Here is a 22843-nt window from a genome sequence, read left to right as displayed (position 1 = left end):
CATGGCAGTGATCAGCGCCTTGTTGATCGCGGCGGTGGTGGCGGTGATCGCCGCCGGCATGATCGAGCGCCAGGGGCTGTTCACCCGGCAGGTGGAGAATCGCCAGTTGGCGCTGCAGGGTCGATGGGCACTGGAAGGTGGCGTGCAGCTTAGCCGCCAGCGCCTGTTCGAGCAGCGCCAGCGCGATCCGCTGGTACGCATCGGCCAACCGTGGGCGCGGCCGATCCTCGATGTACCGTCGGGCGGGGTGCTGTTCGACGGGCAATTGGAAGACGAGCAGGGCAAGTTCAACTTGCGCAACCTGGTGGTCGATGGCCTGGTCGATGGCGAGGCATTGGCCACCTTCCAGCGCCTGTGCCGGCTGATCGGCATCGACGAGCGCCTGGCATCGGCGATTGCCGGGCAGGTGATCGACAGCTACCCGCAGCGTCCGGTGGTTGCCGCCGCCGTCCGTCAGGGCTTCGACAGCGGCCGCCTGACTTCTCCGTCGGCCGCCGCGCCGCTGCCCGCCAGGCGTCCGATGCTGCGCGACCTGGATGCCCTGGCGGCGCTCAAGGGCATGGATGCCGAGATCCTGCGGCGTCTGCGCCATTTCGTGACCGTGCTGCCAGCGCTTACCTGGGTCAATGGCAACACCGCCAGCGCCGAAGTCCTGGCGGCCCAGGTGCCGGGCCTGCCGTTGCAGCAGGCCGCGGCGCTGGTCGCCGAACGCGATGCCGGGCGCTGGTTCGTCAATCGTGGCGACTTCGTCAATCGCCTGCGCATGCCGCAGTTGGCCATGGCCAATGTGCGGGTGGGGATCAACAGCGACTGGTTCCGCCTGCACGGCCAGGCGCGCCAGGGCGCGCGCGTGCTGTCCATGCAAGCGTTGCTGCGCCTGCGCGAGGGGCAGTTGCCGGATGTGATCTGGACACGGGTGGGCACATGAGCACGACGCTGCAGATTCGACTGCCGCCGCTGGCAACGCTGGAGGCGGCATCGCTCCTCGACTACCACCACGGCGAACACCATGGCCAGGCAACGCGTGCGCAGCTGGCCGCACAGGCCAGGGGTGCCACCTGGCGCCTGCACCTGCATGAAGACGACAGCCTGGCTCTGGCCATCGCATTGCCGCCGCTGACCGGCAAACGCCTGGAGGCCGCCGTACGCTGCGCGGTGCAGGGGTTGCTGCTGGGGGACAGCGGGCAGGTCCATGTCGCCCACGGCGCCCGGCAAGCCGATGGTCGGGTGGCCGTGGCCTGGCTGGGGTTGGCGCAACTGGCGCAGTTGCAGGCCTGGTTGCAGGCCGACAAGATCCGTCTGAGCGGTCTGTTCGCGCAACCGGCCGAGGCGCTGGCGCCGCCTGACCTGAGCGGCGGCCTGCAAGCACCGGCAAAACCGCTGGACTGGACGCGCACGGTGGCGATCTGGAGCGCGGCGGCGCTGATCTGGTGCCTGGGCCTGAACCTTTACGCCGCGCAGCTGGCCAGCGAGGGCGAGGCGCTGCGCTCGCGGATGGTCGCCCAGGTACGCGAAGCCTTCCCACAGTTGCCGGTGGTGCTCAATCCGTTGCAGCAGGCCCGCCAGCAACTACAGAACGGATCGGTCACCACGACGACGGGGTTGGGCGCGTTGCTCGACGGTGCCGGTCGGGTCATGCCGTTCCTGGCAGGCAATGTCGCGGCAATGACCTATCAGGACGGCGTGCTGCGTATCACGCCATTGGCCGAGGGTGGCAAGGCCCCCGCCGACAGCGCCTGGCAGGCCGACCTCGCCGCCCGCGGCATCGACGCCCAGGCCAGCGGGCAGGGCTGGACCTTGCGCGCGTCCAGCGCGGCGAGCGAGGAACTGGCCCATGTCGATTAAGGCCAACCTGGGCGCGGCCCGGCAACGCTGGCGAGCCCTGGCCCCGCGTGAGCGGCGAGCGGTGGGCGCGGCCGGTGCGTTGCTCGCCGTGCTGTTCGGCTGGCAGGTGCTCATTGCGCCGGCGCTGGCCAGGATCGAGCACTGGCAGGCCGAAACGCCTCGGTTACGCAGCCAGGCCCAGACCCTCGATACGCTGCTGGCCCCGCGTCTGGCGGCGCGGCCCACCGATCTCGACGAAGCGTTGCAGCGCAGCCTGGATGACGCTGGTCTGCAGGCCCATTCCCGGCTCCGCGTCGAGGGCGAGGCCCGCTGGCTGAGCTGGCAGCAGGCCCCGGCCGAAGCTGCCATGGCTTGGCTGCAGCGTGTGCCACCCCGGCTTGGGCTGAGCATCGGCCGGCTCGACCTGCGCCGGGACCCGGACGCCGAGTCCGCCAGCCCCGTGACGTTTTCCGGAACCCTTCGCATGGATCAGGCGCCTGGCGCTAAGGACCCTTCATGACCTGCCTTCCCTCACGACTGCTGCCGTTCGCGCCCTTGGCGCTGGCCCTGGCGCTTGGCGCCTGCGCCAGTCCGCCGGCCCCGCACAAACCCCTGGCCAGCAGCGAGCTGGGCCGGCCCCTGGCCGAGGCGCGGACGTTGGCAGCCACGCCGGATCACCCTGTCCAGGTCGGCGCCGGTGCACGACCGGCATCTCGCCCGTTGCCGCCCCGGGTCGGGCAACGCCACAGCCGTGGCGTGCAGGCTGCGGTGCCGATCAATCCGCTGGGTGAGCAGCCGGTGCAACTGAATTTCGTCGACGCCGACATCCAGGCGGTGGTGCGTGGTCTGTCCCGGGCCACCGGACGGCAGTTCCTGGTCGACCCCAGGGTAAAGGGCCAGTTGACCCTGGTCTCCGAAGGCGAGGTGCCTGCGAGCAAGGCCTACGCCATGCTGCTGTCGGCCCTGCGCATGCAAGGCTTCAGCGTGGTCGATGTGGGCGGGGTGGCCCAGGTGGTGCCGCAGGCCGATGCCAAGCTGTTGGGCGGCGCGCTGGTGAGTGGCGATCGCGATGCCGGCAACGGCATGGTCACCCGTACCTTCCGCCTGCAGTACGAGAACGCCGTCAACCTGATCCCGGTGCTGCGTCCGATCGTCTCGCCCGACAACCCGATCAACGCCTATCCGGGCAACAACACCATCGTCGTCACCGATTACGCCGAGAACCTCGAGCGGGTGGCGCAGATTCTCGACCGCGTCGATATCCCCAGTGCCATCGACACCGATGTGGTGGCGATCCAGAACGGCATCGCCAGCGATATCGCCAGCATGGTCAATGAGCTGCTCGACAGCCAGGGCAGCGACCCGACGCAGAAGATCAGCGTGCTCGGCGATCCGCGCTCGAACAGCGTGGTGATCCGTTCCGGCAGCCCCGAACGCACCCAGCTGGCCCGAGACCTGATCTACAAGCTCGACAACGCCCAGAACAGCGCTGGCAACCTGCATGTGGTGTACCTGCGCAACGCCCAGGCCGACAAGCTGGCGCAGAGCCTGCGTGGGCTGCTGACCGGCGAAAGCGACAGTGCCGGCACTGATGGCACCCGGGCGATGCTCAGTGGCGGCGGCATGCTCACAGGCGGCAGCGGCAGTTCTGGCAACAGCACGACCACACCGGCCAACAGTGCCGGCACCGGCAGCGGCGCCAGCGCCAGCTCGAACCGTGGCAATGGCCTGGGCGCCGGCAGCACGCCGAACGGCTACGGCAACGCTCAATCGCAGAACGACCAGGGCACGGCGTTTTCCGCCGGCGGCGCGACCATCCAGGCCGACAAGACCACCAACACCTTGCTGATTTCCGCGCCCGAGCCGCTGTACCGCAGCCTGCGCGAGGTCATCGACCAGCTCGACCAGCGCCGTGCCCAAGTGGTGGTGGAAAGCTTGATCGTCGAAGTGGGAGAGGATGACGCCAACGAATTCGGTATCCAGTGGCAGGCCGGCAACCTGGGCAAGAACGGTGTGTTCGGTGGCGCCAACCTCGGTGGCAGCGGGCTGGTCAAGGGGCCGAGCAGTATCGATGTGCTGCCGCCGGGGCTGTCGGTGGGGGTGGTCGATGGCAGCGTGACGATCCCGGGCATCGGCGAAGTGCTCGACCTCAAGGTCCTGGCTCGCGCGCTCAAGAGCAAGGGCGGCAGCAACGTGCTGTCGACGCCCAACCTGCTGACCCTGGACAACGAGGCCGCGAGCATCTTCGTCGGCCAGACCATCCCCTTCGTCAGCGGCCAGTACGTCACCGATGGCGGCGGCAACAGCAACAACCCGTTCCAGACCATCCAGCGCGAGGAAGTGGGGCTGCGCCTGAACGTGCGCCCGCAGATCTCCGAGGGCGGCACGGTCAAGCTCGATGTCTATCAGGAGGTCAGCAGCGTCGACCAGCGCGCCTCCGGCGCTGCCGGCACGGTGACCAACAAGCGCGCCATCGACACCAGCATCCTGCTCGACGATGGCCAGATCATGGTCCTCGGCGGCCTGCTGCAGGACGGCTATACCCAGAGCAACGAGGGCATTCCGTGGCTCTCCGGACTGCCGGGCGTCGGCGCGCTGTTTCGCAGCGAGCGCCGGGCCAGCACCAAGACCAACCTGATGGTATTCCTGCGCCCGTACATCGTGCGCGACGCCGCTGTCGGGCGCAGCATCACCCTCAACCGCTACGACTTCATTCGCCGCGCCCAGGGCAACCTCAAGCCCGAACATTCCTGGGCCTTGCCGGACATGGACATGCCGTTGCTGCCGCCGGCCGAGCAGGGTGTGCCCGGCCAAGGTCGCGCCCAGCCGGCGGTGCTGGGCACGCCGCGGGCATCGATCCGCGCGGTGCCGGTCGACGAGGCCGCCCGGTGAGTCGCCTGCCATACGCCTGGGCCAAGGCCCAGCGCCTGGTGTTGCAGGTGCACGGCGAGGATGGGGCGCTGCTTTCGCGGTGCCCGTCAAGCCCCGCCTGGGCGCTGGCCGAGGTGCGCCGGCGGCATGGCCAGGTGCGCGTCGAGGCGCTCGACGAGGCGCGGATGGACGCCTTGCTGGTCAGCGCCTACGCCGATACCGGCAGCGCCGCGGCCGTGGTGGGCGCGGCGGAGAACGAGGTCGATCTCGACCGCCTGCTGCAGGACATCCCGGAGGTCACCGACCTGCTCGAGGCCCAGGACGACGCCCCGGTGATTCGCATGATCAACGCCTTGCTCACCCAGGCGGCGCGGGACCAGGCCAGCGATATCCATATCGAGCCGTTCGAGAGCCACTGCCTGGTGCGCTACCGGGTCGACGGCACCCTGCGCGATGTGGTCTCTCCGCGCAAGGCGCTGCATGGCGCGCTGGTGTCGCGGATCAAGATCATGGCGCAGCTGGACATCGCCGAGAAGCGCCTGCCCCAGGACGGTCGCATCGCCTTGCGTGTGGCCGGGCGGCCCATCGATATTCGTGTCTCGACGGTGCCCACCGGGCATGGCGAGCGGGTGGTGATGCGCTTGCTGGACAAGCAGGCCGGGCGCCTGCGCCTGGAGGCCCTGGGCATGGACGCGACGCTGCTGGCGCGGCTCGACCAGCTGATTCGCCAGCCCCACGGTATCGTGCTGGTCACCGGCCCCACCGGCTCGGGCAAGACCACCAGCCTGTATGCCGCCCTGGCGCGGCTGGACGCCAGCGTCAGCAACATTCTTACCGTCGAGGACCCGGTGGAGTACGACCTGCCGGGGATCAGTCAGATCCAGGTCAATTCGCGCATCGACATGAGCTTTGCCGTGGCCCTGCGCGCGATCCTGCGCCAGGACCCGGACGTGATCATGATCGGCGAGATCCGCGACCTGGAGACCGCGCAGATCGCCGTGCAGGCCTCACTGACCGGCCACCTGGTGCTCGCCACCTTGCACACCAACGACGCGGTGTCGGCGGTCAACCGCCTGGTCGACATGGGGGTCGAGCCGTTCCTGCTGGCCTCGGCGCTGCTCGGGGTGCTGGCCCAGCGCCTGGTGCGGCGCTTGTGCCCGCACTGCCGCGAACCCGACCCGACCGCGCCCGGGCAGTATCGGGCGGTGGGTTGCGCGCACTGCAACCAGTGCGGCTACAGCGGCCGCACCGGCATCCACGAACTGTTCTGCGTGGATGACGAGGTGCGCAGCCTGGTCCACCAGGGCGCCGACGAACAGGCCCTGCGCGCCGCGGCCCGGCGCAATGGCATGCGCAGCATGCGCGAGGACGGCCAGCGCTGGGTCGACAGTGGCAGCACTTGCCTCGAAGAAATCCTGCGTGTGACAAGGGACGCCTGATGAATCGCTATCGCTACGAAGCCGCCGATGCCCAGGGGCGCATCGTCAATGGCCTGCTCGAGGCCGACAGCCCGGGGGCGGCGATGGTCCAGTTGCGCCTCCTAGGTCTGACCGCGCTCGAGGTCGAGGTCCAGGCGGCCGGGCAGGGTGTTGGCCTGTTCAGCCCGAAACTGTCCGATGGCGACCTGGCCTGGGCCACGCGCCAGCTGGCCAGCCTGCTGGCCGCCGGCCTGCCGCTGGAGGCGGCGCTGGGCGCGACCCTGGAGCAGTCCGAGCGCAAGCATGTCGCCCAGGTACTCGGGGCGGTGCGCGCCGATGTGCGCAGCGGCATGCGCCTGGCCGATGCGCTGGCCGAGCGGCCGCGTGACTTTCCCGACATCTACCGGGCGCTGGTGGCGGCGGGCGAGGAGTCCGGCGACCTGGCCCAGGTGATGGAGCGCCTGGCCGACTACATCGAGGACCGCAACACCCTGCGCGGCAAGATCCTCACGGCCTTCATCTATCCCGGCGTGGTTGGCCTGGTGTCGGTGGGCATCGTCATCTTCCTGCTCAGCTACGTGGTGCCGCAGGTGGTCAGCGCCTTCACCCAGGCGCGCCAGGACCTGCCCGGGCTGACCTTGGCCATGCTCGGCGCCAGCGACTTCGTGCGCGAGTGGGGGGTGCTGTGCTTCGTTGTGATGGCCGCAGCGTTGTGGGGCTGGCGGATCTACCTGCGTGCCCCGGCGGCGCGCCTGGCCTGGCATGGGCGGATCCTGCGCCTGCCACTGTTCGGGCGCTTCGTGCTGGGCCTGAACACCGCGCGTTTCGCGTCTACCCTGGCGATTCTCGGCAGCGCCGGCGTGCCGCTGCTGCGGGCGTTGGAGGCGGCGCGTCAGACCCTGGGCAACGACCGCCTCGACCAGTGCGTCAGTGAAGCCACCGCCCGGGTGCGTGAGGGCGCCGGGCTGGCTTCGGCGCTGGCGCTGGAGAAGGTCTTTCCGCCGCTGCTCATCCACCTGATCGCCAGCGGCGAGAAGACCGGCAACCTGCCGCCGATGCTTGACCGCGCCGCCGACAGCTTGGCCAAGGACATCGAGCGGCGGGCGATGGGCATGACCGCGCTGCTTGAGCCGCTGATGATCGTGGTCATGGGTGGGGTGGTGCTGCTGATCGTCATGGCGGTGCTGATGCCGATCATCGAGATCAACCAGCTGGTGCAGTGACCTGCGCCCAGGCGCCCGAAAGCCTGCCAGGGCGGGCTTCAGATCTCTGTCGGTTTTTTCAGGGCACCCAGCACCAGGATCAGGGCACCTGCCATGATCGCGATGTCGGCGAGGTTGAAGACGCCGGTATGCAATGGGCCCAGGTTGAGGACGAGGTAGTCGACCACATGACCGTCGCGCAGCACGCGGTCGATCAGGTTGGCCAGACCGCCCATGGCGATGAAGTAGGCCGCGCCGGCCCTCACCGGTGTCGCCTGCCAGTGCCTGAGCGCCCAGGTCACCGCCCAGCAGCACGCCACACCCACCGCCGCCACGAAGATCAGTTGCTTGAGGCCCGGCGACAGACTGGCGCCGAGGCTGAGGAACGCGCCCGGGTTCAGGCTCAGGGCCAGGTCGAGCCAGACCATCTGGTTGCCGAAGACATAGCTGTGGTTGTTCAGGGCGACCAGGGCGATCAGTTTCACCCACTGGTCGAGCATGATGAAAGCGACGCCGAGGATCAGGACAAGGGTACGGCTGGAGAGCATGCAGGCAATTCCTTCGCTGCACGGGTGCGGCCGTCCGGTATTGGCGGGGCTGCCGGCAGCGCGGCGAAGATAGCGCAGGCGGGTCTAGACTTAAAGCCTGGACCGGCTTCAAAGCGGTCCGATCATCCATCCGACCACCGCCTCTGGACCTGACGTCGCCGACGGTGGCCTTCTGGCGAGAGGAGGGCAGGTCATGGACGAGGCACGGCTTCACGAATTCATGGGCAAGCTGGTGGGCGACATGGGCGCGGCGGCGACGCTGGCCAATGTCATCCTTGGGGATGAGCTCGGGCTGTACCGGGCCATGGCCGACAGCCAGCCGATCACGCCCGAGGTACTGGCCGAACGCACCGGCTGCCAGCCACGGCTGGTGCGTGAGTGGCTCAATGGCCAGGCGGCGGCGGGTTATCTGGTGCATCGTGATGGACAGTTCACCCTGCCCGAGGAGCAGGCCATGACACTGGCCCTGGAGGATTCCCCGGTCTATATGGCCGGCGGCGCCTCGGTGCTGGCGGCGCTGTTCCATGACAAGGACAAGCTGGTCGCGGCCATGCGCGGCAACGGCGCACTCGCCTGGGGCGATCATCATCCCTGCATGTTCAGTGGTACCGAGCGTTTCTTCAGGCCGGGTTACCGGACCTTCCTGGTGGCCGACTGGCTGCCGGCCCTGGAGGGCGTGGTGGCCAAACTGCAGGCCGGCGCCCTGGTGGCCGATGTCGGTTGTGGCCATGGTGCCTCGACCATCGTCATGGCCGAGGCGTTCCCAGCCTCGCAATTTACTGGCTACGACTACCACGCTCCGTCGGTGCTCACCGCCACCGAGCGGGCCCGCGATGCGGGGGTCGCCGACCGGGTCAGCTTCCAGCAGGCCTCGGCCAAGGACTATCCCGGCCGCGACCTGGACCTGGTGTGTTTCTTCGACTGCCTGCACGACATGGGCGATCCGGTCGGGGCGGCGCGACATGCCTATCGGGCACTCAAGGACGACGGCACGGTGATGCTGGTGGAACCGTTTGCCGAAGATACGCTGGATGCCAACATCAATCCGGTCGGCAGGCTGTTCTATGCGGCGTCCACCTTCATCTGCACGCCGAATTCGCTGTCTCAGGAAGTGGGGCTGGGACTGGGGGCGCAGGCAGGGGAGGCGCGGTTGCGGGCGGTGTTCGAAGAGGCAGGGTTCAGACGGTTTCGCAGGGCGACGCAGACACCGTTCAACCTGATACTGGAGGCCAGGAAGTAGCGATCTGCCTGTGATGGCCCTCTCGCACAAACAGAAGGGGCGCCATCTGGCGCCCCTTCGTCGTGCAACTCAGGCTTCAGCGTCCCACGGACGATCGCCTTTTTCATCCTTGACGCGGGTCGGCAGGCCCATCACGTCCAGCGCCTTGAGGAACGGCTCGGCCGGCAGCTCCTCGACGTTGACCATGCGGCCGGCGTCCCACTCGCCACGGGCGACCAGCAGCGCGGCGGCCACCGGAGGCACGCCTGCGGTGTAGGAAATGCCCTGGCTGTCGGTCTCGGCGTAGGCTTCTTCGTGATCTGCCACGTTGTAGATGAACACTTCGCGCGGCTGGCCGTCCTTGCTGCCCTTGACCAGGTCACCGATGCAGGTCTTGCCCGTGTAGCCCGGGGCCAGGGAGGCTGGATCAGGCAGTACGGCCTTGACCACTTTCAGTGGTACCACTTCCAGGCCTTCGGCGGTCCTGACCGGTTGCTCGGAGAGCAGGCCGAGGTTCTTCAGCACGGTGAACACGTTGATGTAGTGTTCGCCGAAGCTCATCCAGAAGCGCACGTTCGGCACGTTCAGGTTCTTCGAAATCGAGTGCACTTCGTCGTGGCCGGTGAGGTAGAGGTTCTGCGAACCCACCACCGGCAGGTCGTCGGTGCGCTTGACCTCGAACATGGTATTGCTGGTCCACTGGCTGTTCTGCCAGCTCCACACTTGCCCGGTGAACTCGCGGAAGTTGATTTCCGGGTCGAAGTTGGTGGCGAAGTACTTGCCGTGGGAACCGGCATTGACGTCGAGGATGTCGATCGAGTCAATGCGGTCGAAATACTGCTGCTGCGCGAGTTTCGCGTAGCTGTTGACCACACCCGGGTCGAAGCCGACACCGAGAATGGCGGTAATGTTCTTCTGCTGGCATTCCTCGAGGTGTTTCCACTCGTAGTTGCCATACCAGGGCGGGGTTTCGCAGATCTTGCCCGGTTCTTCGTGAATGGCGGTGTCCAGGTAGGCGACACCGGTATCGATGCAGGCACGCAGCACCGACATGTTGAGGAAGGCGGAGCCAACGTTGATCACGATCTGCGATTCGGTCTCGCGGATCAGTGCCTTGGTCGCCTCGACATCGAGGGCATTGAGCGAGAAGGCCTGGATGTCGGCGGGTACCTTGAGGCTACCCTTGGCCTTGACGCTGTCGATGATGGCCTGGCATTTGGAGATGTTCCGTGACGCAATCGCAATACGACCCAGTTCGTCGTTATGCTGTGCGCACTTGTGGGCCACCACCTTGGCGACACCTCCTGCACCAATGATAAGAACGTTCTTCTTCAATTCAGCTTTTCTCCTTCATGAAAGCCCGTCTTACGACAGGCTCGAAACGTAGTCTTCGAAACCGAACTCGCGGACCACCTCGACGCTGCCGTCGAGCTGCTTGATCACGATCGATGGCATCTTCAGACCGTTGAACCAGTTTTTCTTGACCATGGTGTAACCGGCGGCGTCGACGAACGACAGGCGGTCACCGATCTGCAGCGGCTTGTCGAACTGATACTCGCCGAAGATATCGCCGGCCAGGCACGACTTGCCGCAGACCATGTAGGTGTGGTCGCCGGCGTTGGGCGCCATCTTGGCATTGAGGCGGTAGATCAGCAGGTCGAGCATGTGCGCTTCGATCGAGCTGTCGACCACGGCCAGGTGCTTGCCGTTGAACAGGGTGTCGAGCACGGTGACTTCCAGCGAGGCGCTGTTGGTGATCGCCGCTTCGCCCGGCTCCAGGTAAACCTGTACGCCGTACTTTTTGGAGAAGTGCTTCAGGCGCGCGCAGAACGCGTCCAGAGCGTAGTCTTCACCGGTGAAGTGGATGCCGCCGCCAAGGCTGACCCACTCGACCTTGTGCAGCAGGTGGCCGAAGCGTTCCTCGATGTGCGAGAGCATCTTGTCGAACAGACCGAAGTCGCCGTTCTCGCAGTTGTTGTGGAACATGAAGCCGGAGATCTGCTCGATCACGGTTTCGATCTTCGCCGGGTCCCATTCGCCCAGGCGGCTGAACGGGCGGGCCGGGTCGGCCAGCAGGTAGTCGGAGCTGCTCACCTGCGGGTTGACGCGCAGGCCGCGGACCTTGCCGGCGGACTGTTCGGCGAAGCGCTGCAGCTGGCCGATGGAGTTGAAGATGATCTTGTCGCAGTTCTCGAGCATCTCTTCGACTTCATCGTCGGCCCAGGCCACGCTGTAGGCGTGGGTCTCGCCCGCGAACTTCTGGCGGCCGAGCTTGAGCTCGTACAGCGAGGACGAAGTGGTGCCATCCATGTACTGCTGCATCAGGTCGAACACCGACCAGGTGGCGAAGCACTTGAGGGCGAGCAGGGCCTTGGCACCGGAGTGTTCGCGCACGTAGGCGATCTTCTCCATGTTGCCCAGCAGCTTGGTTTTATCGATGAGGTAGTACGGCGTCTTGATCATTTAAAGGCCCCCGGCCAGGCCGGCCAAAAAAAGGACACGCATTGTGCCTTCACTTGCCGCGCTACGAAAGGGCGCGAGGCGCATTTCGTCCGAGTCGCGCGGGTACCTGTCGGCACAGGCGTGGGAAGATCGGTGCGCACCCACCCTGGTGCGGGTCCCGGGCAGTCGGCCGGAGTTGTTTCCAACCAGGCCAGTTGAGCAGAAGAATATGACGGTTCCAATCGGCGCCGGCAGGTGGCCTATATGGCAAAGGAGCAGGGCATGAGAGTAGGGGTGATAGCCGATACCCACGGGCTGATGCGTCCCGAGGCGCTGGTGGCGCTCGAGGGCTGCGCGCTGGTCGTGCATGCCGGTGACATCGGCAAGCCACACGTGCTGGACGCGCTTGGGACGGTCGCACCCCTGCGGGTGGTGCGTGGCAACAATGACCTGGCGCTGCCGTGGGCGGCGGGCCTGGCGGACGTGCTGCGGTTCGATGTGCAGGGCTGGCAGGTGCTGCTGGTGCACGACCTGGCCGATGTGCCGGCCCATCTCGACCCACAGGTGCAGGTGGTGATCACCGGCCACTCGCACAAGCCGCTGATCGAGCGCCGCGAAGGACGCCTCTATCTCAACCCGGGTAGCGCCGGGCCCCGGCGTTTCAGCCTGCCGGTGACCCTGGCGCTGATCGAGGTCGATGCGGATGGGCTGCGTGCCGAGATCGTCCCGCTGCTCGCCCCCGCACAGGTCAAGGCAACTTCGCGATGACCTTGATCTCGAAATCGAAACCGTAGAGCCAGGTCACCCCAACCGCTGTCAGTGTCGGATGCGGCGCGTCGCCCCAGTATTGCGGGACCACCTGCCAGATGGTGTCGAACGTGGATTGCGGATCGACCATGAACACCGTCACATCCTGCACGTCGTCGAAACGGCAACCGGCTTCGCGCAGGATCGCTTCGAGGTTGGCGAAGGCCCTGTGCACCTGGGCCTCGAGCTCGGGTTCCGGCGAGCCGTCCTCGCGGCTGCCGACCTGGCCGGAGACGAACAGCAGGCCATTGGCGCGGATCGCGGGTGAATAACGGTTGCGCTCGTAGAGTGCCTGGCGGCCGGGCGGGAAGATCACGTCGCGTCGAGTCATGAGGGCGTCCTTCGTTGTGGGGATGGCCGCACTGTATCTAGCCTTCGTGCCCTGATAATCAGCCAATCAGGGTTAAGATCGTTTGCCTTGGGCAAACAATTGGAGATACCGATGGACCGCTTCGACGCCATGCGCGCCTTCGCCCGGGTGGTGGAGACAGGCAGTTTCACCAAGGCCGCCGAGACCTTGGGCATCAGCCGCACCAGCGTCACCCAGCTGGTCCAGCAACTGGAGGCACGTCTGCGGGTACGCCTGCTCAATCGCACCACCCGGCGGGTGAGCGTGACCAACGATGGCGAGCAGTTCTACCTGCGGGTGCAGCGTCTGCTGGCCGATCTCGAAGATGCCGAAGCCAGCCTTGGCGAGGCGGCGCTGAGGCCGCGTGGCAAGCTCAGGGTCGATGTGCCGAGCCCGCTGGCCCGCCTGGTGCTGGTGCCCGCGCTGGCGGACTTTCATGCGCGCTACCCCGATATCCAGATCGAACTGGGCGTCAGCGATCGCATGGTCGACATCATCGGCGAGCATGTCGACTGCGTGGTGCGTGGCGGCGAATTGCTCGACCAGTCGCTGATGGCGCGGCGGGTGGCCGATCTGAGGTTGGGCGTGTATGCCGCGCCGGCCTATCTGCAACGTGTCGGCACCCCCGCCCAGCCTCGCGAGCTGGAGGGGCCGACGCACCATGTGGTGGGATTTCTCTGGGCGCGTACCGGCAAGCCCATGCCCCTGAACCTGGAGCGCGGGGCTGAGCGCTTGCAGGTGCAGGGCCGCCCGGTGCTGACGGTGGACGACGGCAATGCCTATCTCGCGGCCGGCCTGGCCGGGCTCGGTGTGCTCTGGCTGCCGGATTACATGGCCCGCGAGGAGGTGGCCAGGGGCAGTTTGGTGCGTCTGTTCGAGGATTGGCAGCTGACGCCGATGCCGTTGTTCGTCGCCTACCCGCCGAGCCGCCATGTGGGCGCGCGCCTGCGGGTATTCATCGATTGGGTGGCCGAGGTGGCGGCCAGGCTCTGAGACGTCGGCGGGTCAGGCCAGCAGGTCCTCGTGGAAGGCGCCATAGGGCAATTGGGGATGGGCGATCTGGATCTCCAGGATCCACAATCCCTCGCTGGGTTGCTCCTCGAAAGCGCCCAGGTTTCCGGCACGGTAGATGGCGTGGGGGAAGTCGCTGACGCGATGGCCCTTGATGTCCAGGTTGAGCGTCCAGCCCATGTTGCGCGCACGTTCGGCGGCGAAGTCGTACAGCGCCACGCCGCTCGTGCCTTGTTGGCGCCAACGGGCCTGCACCTCATCGAACAGGGTCTTCGCCGCGGCGGCGCAGGCTTTCATCTGCGGGTCGTTGCCTGTGACGAACGTCGTGCCGGCATCGCCTTCGTGGCCTTCCCAGACCACGCCCATGTCGATGAAGTAGATATCGTTCTCGCCCAGCACCGGATCGCCTTCGGAGCGCTCCTTGAAGGTCTTCAGCGTATTGCTGCCGAAGCGGATGTGGGTGGGGTGCCAGATGCGCTGCATGCCCAGTTCGACCAGCACTTGCTGGCTCAGCTCCCGGGCCTGCGACTCACGCATGCCGGGGTGGATGCCTTGGGCGATCCGTTCGACGGCTTCCCAGGTCATGCGCTGGGCGTGCTTCATCAGTGCCAGCTGGTAGGGGGCGCCTACGGCTTCCTTGGCGGCGTTGGCCGGGGTCATGGCGATACTCCTTGTCGATAGGCTAATCGTTGTATTTTTCTTGATATAGCGTTCAGGCTGTCCTGTCCAATGAACAGGGCTCCGGGCGCAGGGCGCGCAGGAGCATGTCGGCCTGGGCTTGGCTGGCGGCGCGGGAAGGCTTGATCTTTCCCGAGTTGCCCGGCGCGCTTGCGAAGCGGAAGCTTGCCAGGGAAGTGGACCAGAGGAACAGTAGCAGATGCTCGGGCGCGGCCTGCACGATCAGCCCGCGCTCCATCCACTGCGCCAGGCAGGCCAGGGTCTGCCTGGCGCCCAGGCGCAGAAGCTCGGCGCGTTCGCCCGGCAGTTGCTGGGCGCCATGCAGCATCTCCTTGAGCCAGACGCGCACGGCGCCGGGGTGCTGGCGGGCTACTTCGGCCTTGGCCTTGAAGTAGCGGGGCAGGGCCTGTTCGGGGTGGGCGTCCGGCACCAGGCTGCGCGTGGCGCGCAGCAGGGGCTCCATCACCAGGTCGAGCACGGCCGTATAGAGCAGGCGCTTGTTGCGAAAGTAGTAGAACACGTTGGCCCTGGGCAGGCCCGCACGGGCGGCGATGTCATCGACCCGGGCGGCGACGAAACCGTGGAGGGCGAACTCTTCGCTGGCGGCAGTGAGGATCAGTTGCAGATTGCGGTCACGGATACTGGGCATGGCAAGAGCGTACTTCTGAATCGATATATTCAAAAGTATATAGCGTCAGATCACTTGCCGACACCTGCGCCTACAGGGCCGGTGTCGAATCAACAGGTTTCGCGCCAGGCGCGCAGCTGCTCCAGCGTGGCGGTCGCTCCGCCGCAGACGATCACCAGGACATTGCCGTAGGCCGCCAGTGCGTCAGGGTGTTCGAGCAGCGCCAGCGCAGCCCCGCAGGCCGGCTCCACCAGCAGCCGATGGTCGCGTAGCAGCCGTTCGCAGGCATCGAGCGCCTCGCGATCGCTGACCAGGTGGCTGAGCACCGGGTGCTGTCGCGTACAGGCCAAGGCCTGTTCCGCCACTCGCTTGGCCCCAAGCGAGGTGGCCACCGAGGTGATGCCTGGCAACTCCACGGTGTGTCCGGCCGCCATGGCCGCGTGCAGCGACGCCGCGCCTGCGGTTTCCACCGCCAGCACCGGAACATCCTGCCAGCCATTGCGCCGCAGGCCTTCGACCACGCCACACAACAGGCCGCCGCCGCCAACCGACAACAGCACCGCATCGGGCTTGAAGCCTGCCTGGGCCACCTCGTCGATCATGCTCGCGTGGCCGGCCCACAGCAGCGGGTCGTCGAACGGGTGGATGAACGCATCACCCGCTGCGATGAGGGTCTGCGCGTGCGCATTGGCTTCCTGCCAGGAGCCGCCGTGCACGACCACGCAGGCGTCTTCCAGGCGCAGCAATTCCTTGGCCCGCTCGGTGGTGGTCTCGGGCACCACCACGGTCACCGGCACGCCCAGCTTGCGCCCGGCATAGGCCACCGCCAGCCCGGCATTGCCACCGGACGATGAAACGAAGTGCCGGGCACCCCGGGCATGGTGCACTTCGCAAGCGTGGCCGACACCGCGCAGCTTGAACGAGCCGCAGGGCTGCAGGGCTTCGAGCTTGAGCCAGACCGGGCGGCCGGCGCTCAGCGACAAGGGGCGGGACTCGAAAAGCGGGGTAGAAATGTGCAACGGCATGGCGGGCTCCGGGATCATGGGTGTGGGGCCGGGGAGCTCTCGCCCCGCAGCTGTTCCAGGTAGTTGTAGATGGTGTAGCGGGTCACGCCCAGGGCTTGGGCGGCCTTCTCGACGCCGCCCTTGACGATGAACAGGCCACGCTCCTGCATCACCCGCACGGCGTCGACCTTGGCCTGCTTGCTCATCCGTCCCTGGCCGCTGCGTTGCAGCGCGCCCTGGATGATCTCGGCCATCAGTACGGCCATGTCGGCCGGCTCGCCGCTGGCTGTCGGCGTGGCGCCCAGGGGTTGGAAATGCTGGAGAAACGCCATGGCCGCGTCGAGGCCGGTGACGTCGGTGTTCACGCACAGGCTGGCGAAGGGCTGGCCCGCGCTGTCGCGAAAGATCGCCGTGGCACTGCGCAGGGAGCGGCCCTTGAGCGTGGTGGGGTAGTCGGGCAGCACCACCGGTTCGCAGCCTTGCTGGTCGGCCGAGGCCTGCATCAGCGCCTTGAAACCCTGGTCCTGTTCGGGGGCGGCGAGGATCGGGCTGCCGACCTGGCGTCCCGACAGGTGACCATTGGCGATGGCCACCACCGAATGTTCGGGGTGATCGAGGTCGTGCAGGAGGATTTCGACATTGCGCGGGGCAACGCTGGCCAGGGCCTGCAGGGCGGCCTTGAGGACGGTGAGGGTGAGCTGGCGTTCTTGCGAGGTGGTCATGCGGGCCGTATCGAATCAACATTTAGTTGATTTTTACATGCCTTGTTGAATTTTTCCACGCCGATGCGTGTCATGCCCACGATCTCTGCAGGAGCGGCCTTGCGCCGCTCCCGCAGTCGCTCCTGCGATCAGCCCAGTTTCGGCGTGCGTGGCGGGATCATGCGGCGCGAGCCGGTCGACTCGAAGGCGGCGGCGAATTTCAACAGATTGTTGTCGCTGTAGGCCTTGCCGGCGAAGGTCAGGCCGACCGGCATGCCGATGTCGGCCATCACGCCCATCGGCACGGTCACGGTCGGCACGCCCAGGTGACGGATCGCCAGGTTGCCGTTGGCCACCCAGATGCCGTTGCTCCAGGCGATGTCCGCCGACTCGGGGTTGACGTCGGCATCCGCCGGGCCGACATCGGCCACGGTAGGGAACAGCACCGCGTCCAGGCCTTGAGCGTCCATCCAGTCTTCCAGGTCGAGCTTGCGGGTCTGCTCCAGCCCGCGCAGGCCATCCGGCACGGTGGCGATCTGGTCCCAGGTCTTCAGGCCGCGCTTGGCCATGTTGACGTATTCGTCCATGCCGGCGGCCAGATCGTCTTCACGGTTGGGCAGGGTGCCCGGGTCGTGGGGGAAGATCCGCGGACCGTCGACGTCGGCCAGGCGGTTGAGCTGCGGGTCGCCGTTGGCGCGCAGGAAATCGTCGAAGGCCCAGCCGGACAGTTCCCACAGCTCATCGTGCAGGAACTCCTTGCTGACGATGCCTCGATTGAACACGGTGGGCGCGCCCGGGCGGTCGCCCTCGCAGTTGGACACCAACGGGAAATCGGTTTCGACCACTTCGGCGCCGGCCGCTTCCAGGGCCTGGCGCGCCTGCTTCCACAGGTCGATGACGCTGGCGCGGGTGTTGATGCGCTGGCCGGTGGGGCCGCCTATGCCGGGCTTTTCCGAGGTGCCAGCTTCGGCATCGGCGTTGATGTACATGCGCGGCACGCCGAAACGCTTGCCCTTGAGCGAGTCGGCGCCCACGGCCAGGTCCAGGTACGAGGCCGGGCGCACGCTGGAGGCGGCCGGGATCGGCACCCATGGCTGCAGGCGCCACAGGTCGCCGCGGGTGTCGGCGTCGTCGGCGACCACCACGTCGAGGATTTCCAGCAGGTCGGCCATGGTCCGGGCGTAGGGCACCACCACGTCCATGGTCGGCGTCAGCGGCCAGTTGCCGCGCACCGAGATCACCCCGCGCGACGGAGTATAGGCGCACAGGCCGTTGTTCGACGCCGGGCCGCGGCCGCTGGACCAGGTTTCCTCGGCCAGGCCGAAGGCGCTGTAGCTGGCGGCGGTGGCGGTCCCGGCGCCGTTGGACGAGCCCGAGGCGAACGGCGCGGTCAGGTAGTCGGCGTTGTACGGGCTCTCGGCGCGGCCGTAGACGCCACGCTGCATGCCCCCGTTGGCCATGGGCGGCATGTTGGTCTTGCCCAGGCAGATTGCGCCGCCGGCGCGCAGGCGCTCGACGGTGAAGGCATCGCGCTGGGCGACCAGGTCCTTGAACGCCGGGCTGCCGGAGGCAGCGGTCAGGCCCTTGACCAGGTAGCTGTCCTTGGCGGTGTAGGGGATGCCATCCAGCGGGCCGAGGGTCTGGCCACGGGCGCGGCGGGCGTCGGAAGCCTCGGCTTCCTCGAGTGCTTCAGGGTTGCGAACGACCACGGCATTGAGTGCGGTGGCGGTGTTCTTGCCATCGTAGGCGTCGATGCGCGCCAGGTAGGCCTTGACCAGCTCGACGGCGGTCGTGCGGCCGGATTCGAGCGCGTCGCGCAGCTCGGCAATGGAAACCTCGGTTACCTCGATCATGCTGTCACCACAGTTGTGCAGGTGGAAAAATCATGGCGGCGAGTGTAGCAAGAAGGTCCCGAGGGGCGCAGGCATGCAGTGGGGAAATGCTTCGTTGCAGCGGGGCAAAACGTTGCGGGAGCGACGCACCGTCGCTCCCGCGAGGAGGTCAAGCCAGATCGGCCGCGCAATGCCGCTCCGGCACCTGGCTCGCCTCATCGCCCCAGGTCCGGTTGACCCGGGTGCCGCGCTGTACCGCCGGGCGCTGGGCGATGGTTTGTGCCCAACGCTGCACATGCGGGTATTCATGCACCGCGAGGAACTCCGCCGCGCCATACAGGTTGCCGCGGACCAGCTGGCCATACCACGGCCACACGGCAATGTCGGCAATGCTGTACTCGTCGCCACCGAGGTAGGCGCTTTCGGCCAGGCGACGGTCGAGCACGTCGAGCTGACGCTTGGCTTCCATGGTGAAGCGGTTGATGGCGTACTCGAACTTTTCCGGCGCGTACACGTAGAAGTGGCCGAAACCGCCGCCCAGGTAGGGCGCCGAGCCCATCTGCCAGAACAGCCAGTTCAGGCTCTCGGTACGCGCGGCCGGCGCCTTGGGCAGGAAGGCGTCGAACTTCTGCGCGAGGTAGAGCAGGATCGAGCCGGATTCGAATACCCGCACCGGCGGTTCGACACTGCGATCGAGCAGGGCCGGGATCTTCGAGTTCGGGTTGACGTCGACGAAGCCACTGCCGAACTGGTCACCCTCGCCAATGCGGATCAGCCAGGCGTCGTATTCGGCGCCGGCATGCCCCAGCGCCAGCAGTTCTTCGAGCAGGATGGTCACCTTGACGCCGTTGGGCGTGGCCAGGGAGTACAGCTGCAACGGCTGTTTGCCCACCGGCAGGGCCTTGTCGTGGGTGGGCCCGGCGACCGGGCGGTTGATGCTGGCGAACTGGCCGCCGGAAGGCGCCTCCAAGGTCCAGACCTTGGGCGGGGTGTAGGGGGGCTTGCTCATGCGCGGAATCTCCTGGATCGGAATGCGGTCACGTAAAGGCGTGGACACGCATTCATGCCATGGGTTCGGCGTCGCAGACAAATGCATTCAATGCATAACTGATATCGAAGGCAACGGCTTTACCGGCGCGTGCCATCGTGCTCGAGCAGCTGGCGCGGCGTTTATCCAGTGCCGCGCCAGCCGTGGTTCAGAAGCTGTAGTCGAGGGTGGCGAAGTACGAGCGTGGCGTGCCCAGCAGCCACTGCTCACCGCTGTGCGCCGACGCCACGTACTGGCGATCGAGCAGATTGTTCACCTGCAGGCCCAGGCGCACGTCCGGCAGCACCTGCCAGCCAAGGTTGGCGTCGACCACGGTGTAGCCGGGCACCTGCTGGCTGTTGGCGACATCGGCATAGCGTTGGTCCACATAACGCAGGCCGATGCCGGCGTCGACGGTCTGCCCGAAGCCTTTGCTCAGCCACAGGTTGGCGGTGCGCCGCGGGACGTTGGCCGGGCGATTGCCGGCGCGGTCCATCACGCCCTGGGAGGTGCTCTGCAGGTACTCGTCGTACTCCGCCCGCACCAGCGCGGCGTTGGCGGACAGCTGCCACTGGTTGCCCAGCGCCAGCTCCAGCGTGGCCTCCAGGCCATCGGAAGTCTGCTGGCCGGCCTGCTGCTGGAGCTTGGATACCGGGTCATAGACCAGCAGTTTCTTCTTGACGATGTGGTAGGCCGCCAGGGTCCATTCACCACGGCCTTCCCAGAAGCGCTGCTTGACGCCGAACTCGGTCTGCTTCGCCTCGGTCAGGTCGTAGTTCATCTGCGTCGGGCTCAGGCTGACCAGATTGCTGACGCCGTCTTCGCTGGTGGAGTACTGGCCGTAGAGCGACAGGTCGTCGGTCAGGGCGTAGACCAGGCCGACCCGCCAGTTGCCGCCTGGCAAGCTGCGGTCGTTGCGGGTGTCGCTGACCAGGTTGTCGCGCTCGATGTGGTTCTGGTCCCGGCGCACGCCGGTGACCAGCGACAGGCGGTCCGTCAGTTCGGTGCGGTTCTCGGCGAACAGCGCGAAGGTGCGGGTGGTGGACAGGGTCTGAGGTTTCAGCGGCGAGTCACTGTGGAACCCGCCGGGCGCCGGTTGCCAGGGGTCGATGTAGTCGCCCGGCTCGGCATCGATATAGGGCGAGTTGCTGTCGACGTTGAAGCGGATCCGATTGTACTCCGCGCCGACCACGGTCTTGCTGCGCAAGCCGAACAGCGTGTGGTCGAAGGTGAAACTCTGGCGGTCGCCGATCTGCTCCTGGTTGTGCTTGATCTCCAGGTAGCTGCCACGTTGTAGCAAACCTGTATCCGGCTGCCAGGTGTAATCCTCGGCGTTGCGCCAGTGACGGCGGCTCTTGATGTAGTACAGCTGGTTGCTGGCGCTGACGTTGTCGCTGATGACCCAGTCGGTGTTGAAGCGCGTCCATTCGTCGTGGTAGCGCTGCACGTCGTTGCGCACGTTGTAGTTCTTCTTGCTCAGGCTGTCGCGCAGATGGCCGTCGATCAACGGGGTGCCGAAATAGTTGGTCGGCTGTGCGTCGCCTCGCTCGTGGGCAAGGGTGAAGCTCAGGTCGTCGCTGGCGTCGAAACGCAGCGCGGCGCTGAGGGCCAGGCTGCGCGAGTCGGTGCGGTCGACGTAGCCGTTGCCTTCCTGCTTGTTCAGGGTGACGCGGTAGCTGAGGCGCTCGCTCAGGCTGCCACCGCTGTCCAGGCCCAGTTGCTGGCGGTCCCAGGAGCCGTAGCCGAGGCGCACATGGTTGCGGATCTCGCCGGCGAAGGGTTTTTTCGGGATGACATTGACCACCGCGCCGGTGGCGCCCTCGCCATACAGCACCGAGGCGGGGCCACGGATCACGTCGATGCGCTCGACCATCCATGGATCGACCGGGAAGCTCTGGGTGCCGGCTCCGGTGTACAGGCGCGCGCCATCGAACAGGGTCATGACCGAGCTGTGCCCGGTGAAGCCGCGGGCGGAGAGGGCGGTGCCGCCGTTGCCCGGGGTGCCGATGAAGGTGATGCCCGGCGAGCGGGTGACGGCGTCCTGCACGGTCAGGTTGTTGCGTTGCAGGATCTGTTCGGCGGTGATGCTGCTGGTGCTGGCCGGGGTTTCCAGGGCGCTGAGGTTCAGCCGCGAACCGGCCTGGGTCGGGGTGGCCAGGTCGATGGCTGCCTGGTCGCGGGTGTCGGTGATCGCCGTGGAGGGCAGGGTGAGGGCGCTGCCCTCGTGCTCGTCGGCCAGTGCCGGCAGGGAGACGGCCAGGCAGGCCGCCAGGGTGTGAAGCTTGTTGTATCGGGACATGTCGTTCCACTGCTGCAGGAATGAATGGATCCCGGTGGAAACAACGCATGGACGAGCGACCCACGCACGCAGGCGCGCGCGCGAATACCGGCCTGCGCCCGCCCACCGCGGGTTGCCAAGTGAAGCATCAGGCCGGTCTCCGGGCTTGCGAGGGTCATGAGGCCTTCACCTTCCCATGCATGCGCACAGTGGTCTGTCGAAGGGCTCGCTCGCTTACCGTTGCGGGGGCAGCGCCGGACTAGTCGTGACAACGACGCACCGGCTTCCCGTTTCACCCTGCGCGCGGCGGCGCAGGACACCTGAAACTGGCGCGCATCTGACCATCGAATGGCGGGGGAGTCAATCGTTCGAGTGGGCCGGAACAACTGTCGAAGCAGCGATCCAGAGGTGTTTGGCGCGCACCGTGCACTCAGCGCCCGCGGCGGCGCGAGACCCGAGCTTCGATGTTCTTGCGCCCGATCAGCAGCGCCGGCTTCTCTACCACCGGCTCGTCGGCCAGCCACTTGTACATCACCAGGCTGTCCACCAGGCCCAGCTCGGCATGTCGATACGCCTTGGGCAGGCGCCCGACCGTCTCGAAACCAAGCTTGTGCCACAGCGCCACCGCCACCTCGTTGGTCGCCACCACCGAGTTGAACTGCAGGGCCAGGAAGCCCTCCTGGCGGGCGAGTTTCTGCGAGTGTTCGCACATCAGCCTGGCCACGCCGCGGCCACGGGCGTTCGCGCAGACCATGTAGCCGCAGTTGCCCACGTGCCCGCCGGGGCCGGCGGCGTTGGCCTTGAGGAAGTACGAGCCGAGCAGTTCGCCATCCTGCTCGGCCACCAGCGTGCGCAGGGGCGTGTGCAGCCATAGCGTGCGGGCTTGCTCGAAGTCGATGGCAGGGTCGAAGGCGTAGGTCTGGCGGGCCTGGACGATGGCCTGGAAGGTGGGCCAGAAGCGCTCGAAGTCTTCAGGGGTCATGGGGCGAATGTGGATCATGGCG

21 protein-coding genes and 1 riboswitch are annotated in these 22843 nt (G+C 66.8%); of the genes, 9 read left to right on the top strand and 12 right to left on the bottom strand.

The window, feature by feature from the left end; translation table 11 throughout:
• Nucleotide 1 precedes the first annotated feature (1 nt).
• From gspK to gspF, 6 genes are read left to right on the top strand one after another with little or no spacing between them, the layout of a single operon-like run.
• Nucleotides 2–928 carry a type II secretion system minor pseudopilin GspK gene (gene gspK, locus N7422_RS03625; protein WP_279805255.1) on the top strand — a complete coding sequence of 309 codons (927 nt, stop codon included), beginning with the start codon at nucleotides 2–4 and terminating at the stop codon, nucleotides 926–928.
• Complete coding sequence (locus tag N7422_RS03620) at nucleotides 925–1845, top strand: GspL/Epsl periplasmic domain-containing protein (RefSeq protein ID WP_279805254.1); 921 nt, start codon at nucleotides 925–927, stop codon at nucleotides 1843–1845. The genes gspK and N7422_RS03620 overlap by 4 nt, the downstream gene beginning before the upstream one ends.
• Nucleotides 1835–2344: a type II secretion system protein GspM gene (gene gspM / locus N7422_RS03615; RefSeq protein ID WP_279805253.1), complete on the top strand. Its 510-nt coding sequence runs from the start codon at nucleotides 1835–1837 to the stop codon at nucleotides 2342–2344. Before N7422_RS03620 ends, gspM begins: the two co-directional genes overlap by 11 nt.
• The gene (gspD, locus tag N7422_RS03610) at nucleotides 2341–4716 is read left to right on the top strand and encodes a type II secretion system secretin GspD (protein WP_279805251.1); all 2376 of its coding nucleotides are present in this window, start codon (nucleotides 2341–2343) and stop codon (nucleotides 4714–4716) included. The genes gspM and gspD overlap by 4 nt, the downstream gene beginning before the upstream one ends.
• A complete protein-coding gene (gspE, locus tag N7422_RS03605) occupies nucleotides 4713–6134 on the top strand; it encodes a type II secretion system ATPase GspE (protein WP_279805249.1) in 1422 nt (473 codons plus the stop codon). The genes gspD and gspE overlap by 4 nt, the downstream gene beginning before the upstream one ends.
• Nucleotides 6134–7336: a type II secretion system inner membrane protein GspF gene (gene gspF / locus N7422_RS03600; RefSeq protein WP_279805248.1), complete on the top strand. Its 1203-nt coding sequence runs from the start codon at nucleotides 6134–6136 to the stop codon at nucleotides 7334–7336. The genes gspE and gspF overlap by 1 nt, the downstream gene beginning before the upstream one ends.
• A 38-nt stretch (nucleotides 7337–7374) precedes the next feature.
• Here gspF and N7422_RS03595 read toward each other — a convergent pair whose 3' ends face one another.
• Entirely contained in the window at nucleotides 7375–7863 is a 489-nt protein-coding gene (locus N7422_RS03595) for a signal peptidase II (protein WP_279805246.1), read from the bottom strand.
• A 193-nt stretch (nucleotides 7864–8056) separates the two neighbouring features.
• Between N7422_RS03595 and N7422_RS03590 the strand changes: the two genes are divergently transcribed.
• Complete coding sequence (locus N7422_RS03590) at nucleotides 8057–9103, top strand: class I SAM-dependent methyltransferase (RefSeq protein ID WP_279805245.1); 1047 nt, start codon at nucleotides 8057–8059, stop codon at nucleotides 9101–9103.
• Nucleotides 9104–9172: 69 nt separating this feature from the next.
• On the opposite strand, the gene N7422_RS03585 is transcribed toward N7422_RS03590, so the two are convergent.
• Together N7422_RS03585 and N7422_RS03580 are read right to left on the bottom strand one after the other, a co-directional pair.
• Entirely contained in the window at nucleotides 9173–10417 is a 1245-nt protein-coding gene (locus N7422_RS03585) for a saccharopine dehydrogenase family protein (RefSeq protein ID WP_279805238.1), read from the bottom strand.
• 30 nt (nucleotides 10418–10447) lie between these two features.
• Nucleotides 10448–11545: a carboxynorspermidine decarboxylase gene (locus tag N7422_RS03580; protein WP_279805237.1), complete on the bottom strand. Its 1098-nt coding sequence runs from the start codon at nucleotides 11543–11545 to the stop codon at nucleotides 10448–10450.
• 261 nt (nucleotides 11546–11806) lie between these two features.
• Between N7422_RS03580 and N7422_RS03575 the strand changes: the two genes are divergently transcribed.
• Nucleotides 11807–12292, top strand: coding sequence for a metallophosphoesterase family protein (locus N7422_RS03575; RefSeq protein ID WP_279805236.1), 486 nt, complete (start codon nucleotides 11807–11809; stop codon nucleotides 12290–12292).
• On the opposite strand, the gene N7422_RS03570 is transcribed toward N7422_RS03575, so the two are convergent.
• Nucleotides 12273–12662 (bottom strand): RidA family protein, encoded by a 390-nt coding sequence (locus tag N7422_RS03570; RefSeq protein ID WP_279805235.1) that lies wholly within the window; start codon nucleotides 12660–12662, stop codon nucleotides 12273–12275. The two genes, N7422_RS03575 and N7422_RS03570, sit on opposite strands and share 20 nt — an antisense overlap.
• A 111-nt stretch (nucleotides 12663–12773) precedes the next feature.
• Between N7422_RS03570 and N7422_RS03565 the strand changes: the two genes are divergently transcribed.
• Nucleotides 12774–13673 carry a LysR family transcriptional regulator gene (locus N7422_RS03565; RefSeq protein ID WP_279805234.1) on the top strand — a complete coding sequence of 300 codons (900 nt, stop codon included), beginning with the start codon at nucleotides 12774–12776 and terminating at the stop codon, nucleotides 13671–13673.
• Nucleotides 13674–13685: 12 nt separating this feature from the next.
• Here N7422_RS03565 and N7422_RS03560 read toward each other — a convergent pair whose 3' ends face one another.
• From N7422_RS03560 to N7422_RS03525, 8 genes are all read right to left on the bottom strand, one after another.
• Nucleotides 13686–14351 (bottom strand): M24 family metallopeptidase, encoded by a 666-nt coding sequence (locus N7422_RS03560; protein ID WP_279805233.1) that lies wholly within the window; start codon nucleotides 14349–14351, stop codon nucleotides 13686–13688.
• Nucleotides 14352–14403: 52 nt separating this feature from the next.
• On the bottom strand, nucleotides 14404–15018 hold the full coding sequence (locus N7422_RS03555) for a TetR family transcriptional regulator C-terminal domain-containing protein (RefSeq protein ID WP_279805232.1): 615 nt from the start codon (nucleotides 15016–15018) through the stop codon (nucleotides 14404–14406).
• Between the two features lie 89 nt (nucleotides 15019–15107).
• A complete protein-coding gene (locus tag N7422_RS03550; RefSeq protein ID WP_279805231.1) occupies nucleotides 15108–16022 on the bottom strand; it encodes a pyridoxal-phosphate dependent enzyme in 915 nt (304 codons plus the stop codon).
• A gap of 14 nt (nucleotides 16023–16036) precedes the next feature.
• On the bottom strand, nucleotides 16037–16723 hold the full coding sequence (locus N7422_RS03545; protein ID WP_279805230.1) for a PAS domain-containing protein: 687 nt from the start codon (nucleotides 16721–16723) through the stop codon (nucleotides 16037–16039).
• 128 nt (nucleotides 16724–16851) lie between these two features.
• Nucleotides 16852–18555, bottom strand: coding sequence for an amidase (locus tag N7422_RS03540; RefSeq protein ID WP_279805228.1), 1704 nt, complete (start codon nucleotides 18553–18555; stop codon nucleotides 16852–16854).
• Between the two features lie 148 nt (nucleotides 18556–18703).
• Complete coding sequence (gene yghU, locus N7422_RS03535; protein ID WP_279805227.1) at nucleotides 18704–19543, bottom strand: glutathione-dependent disulfide-bond oxidoreductase; 840 nt, start codon at nucleotides 19541–19543, stop codon at nucleotides 18704–18706.
• A gap of 187 nt (nucleotides 19544–19730) precedes the next feature.
• Entirely contained in the window at nucleotides 19731–21860 is a 2130-nt protein-coding gene (locus N7422_RS03530) for a TonB-dependent receptor (RefSeq protein WP_279805226.1), read from the bottom strand.
• Between the two features lie 112 nt (nucleotides 21861–21972).
• Nucleotides 21973–22178, bottom strand: a riboswitch (cobalamin riboswitch).
• A 91-nt stretch (nucleotides 22179–22269) separates the two neighbouring features.
• Nucleotides 22270–22839, bottom strand: coding sequence for a GNAT family N-acetyltransferase (locus tag N7422_RS03525; protein WP_279805225.1), 570 nt, complete (start codon nucleotides 22837–22839; stop codon nucleotides 22270–22272).
• Nucleotides 22840–22843: the final 4 nt, after the last annotated feature.

It is taken from the genome of Pseudomonas sp. GD04091 (assembly GCF_029836165.1).
Lineage (GTDB): Bacteria > Pseudomonadota > Gammaproteobacteria > Pseudomonadales > Pseudomonadaceae > Aquipseudomonas.
This window is presented reverse-complemented; position numbering and strand designations above follow the sequence as displayed.

Bases quoted from the DNA above. Each gene is read 5' to 3' on its own strand.
- gspK (WP_279805255.1), top strand. From the start codon at position 2: ATGGCAGTGATCAGCGCCTTGTTGATCGCGGCGGTGGTGGCGGTGATC.
- N7422_RS03620 (WP_279805254.1), top strand. From the start codon at position 925: ATGAGCACGACGCTGCAGATTCGACTGCCGCCGCTGGCAACGCTGGAG.
- gspM (WP_279805253.1), top strand. From the start codon at position 1,835: ATGTCGATTAAGGCCAACCTGGGCGCGGCCCGGCAACGCTGGCGAGCC.
- gspD (WP_279805251.1), top strand. From the start codon at position 2,341: ATGACCTGCCTTCCCTCACGACTGCTGCCGTTCGCGCCCTTGGCGCTG.
- gspF (WP_279805248.1), top strand. From the start codon at position 6,134: ATGAATCGCTATCGCTACGAAGCCGCCGATGCCCAGGGGCGCATCGTC.
- N7422_RS03595 (WP_279805246.1), bottom strand. From the start codon at position 7,863: ATGCTCTCCAGCCGTACCCTTGTCCTGATCCTCGGCGTCGCTTTCATC.
- N7422_RS03590 (WP_279805245.1), top strand. From the start codon at position 8,057: ATGGACGAGGCACGGCTTCACGAATTCATGGGCAAGCTGGTGGGCGAC.
- N7422_RS03580 (WP_279805237.1), bottom strand. From the start codon at position 11,545: ATGATCAAGACGCCGTACTACCTCATCGATAAAACCAAGCTGCTGGGC.
- N7422_RS03575 (WP_279805236.1), top strand. From the start codon at position 11,807: ATGAGAGTAGGGGTGATAGCCGATACCCACGGGCTGATGCGTCCCGAG.
- N7422_RS03570 (WP_279805235.1), bottom strand. From the start codon at position 12,662: ATGACTCGACGCGACGTGATCTTCCCGCCCGGCCGCCAGGCACTCTAC.
- N7422_RS03565 (WP_279805234.1), top strand. From the start codon at position 12,774: ATGGACCGCTTCGACGCCATGCGCGCCTTCGCCCGGGTGGTGGAGACA.
- N7422_RS03560 (WP_279805233.1), bottom strand. From the start codon at position 14,351: ATGACCCCGGCCAACGCCGCCAAGGAAGCCGTAGGCGCCCCCTACCAG.
- N7422_RS03555 (WP_279805232.1), bottom strand. From the start codon at position 15,018: ATGCCCAGTATCCGTGACCGCAATCTGCAACTGATCCTCACTGCCGCC.
- N7422_RS03550 (WP_279805231.1), bottom strand. From the start codon at position 16,022: ATGCCGTTGCACATTTCTACCCCGCTTTTCGAGTCCCGCCCCTTGTCG.
- N7422_RS03545 (WP_279805230.1), bottom strand. From the start codon at position 16,723: ATGACCACCTCGCAAGAACGCCAGCTCACCCTCACCGTCCTCAAGGCC.
- N7422_RS03540 (WP_279805228.1), bottom strand. From the start codon at position 18,555: ATGATCGAGGTAACCGAGGTTTCCATTGCCGAGCTGCGCGACGCGCTC.
- yghU (WP_279805227.1), bottom strand. From the start codon at position 19,543: ATGAGCAAGCCCCCCTACACCCCGCCCAAGGTCTGGACCTTGGAGGCG.
- N7422_RS03530 (WP_279805226.1), bottom strand. From the start codon at position 21,860: ATGTCCCGATACAACAAGCTTCACACCCTGGCGGCCTGCCTGGCCGTC.
- N7422_RS03525 (WP_279805225.1), bottom strand. From the start codon at position 22,839: ATGATCCACATTCGCCCCATGACCCCTGAAGACTTCGAGCGCTTCTGG.